The sequence below is a fragment of the Streptococcus sp. CCH5-D3 genome (assembly GCF_001556435.1).
GTDB lineage: Bacteria > Bacillota > Bacilli > Lactobacillales > Streptococcaceae > Streptococcus.
In genome coordinates this window covers 1-460 of sequence record NZ_LSIW01000107.1, presented here as the reverse complement: position 1 = coordinate 460, position 460 = coordinate 1, and the positions used below count along the sequence as shown (strand labels likewise).

Annotated in this window: 1 protein-coding gene; it reads left to right on the top strand. The window is 37.6% G+C overall.

All coding sequences use genetic code 11. The features are described from left to right. The coding region (locus AX662_RS07200) for a transposase (RefSeq protein WP_197414676.1) at positions 1-460 on the top strand (460 nt) is incomplete at both ends.

The following is a 460-nucleotide window of genomic DNA, read 5'->3' as shown; positions in this document are numbered from 1 at the left end:
GCCTTTTTAAAGACAAGAATTGCGATTATGAACCAGTTCGATAAGAAGTCACTACCTTATCGAGCCTTGAAAAATCACTGGCGACTTTTTCAAAAGGACAGTCGTAAGCTATCTTGTAACTCATTTCACTCGAAGACATTTTGTCAAACCTTAAGCCCACATGAAGTCATTGAGAAGACATTGGTCTTTTCAGAAGAGCTCACCGACTACTATACTCTTTATCAGCTTTTGCTTTTTCACTTTCAGGAGAAGAGAGTAGATGAGTTCTTTGAGCTGATAGAGGAAAATAGAAGCAAGGTCAATCACTATTTTCAAACGGTCTTTAGGACTTTTCTTAGACACAAGCAATACATCCAAAATGCACTAGAAACAGACTATTCAAACGCAAAACTGGAAGCTACTAACAAGTTGATTAAAGACATCAAACGGTTGGGCTTCGGTTTTAGAAACTTCATCAACT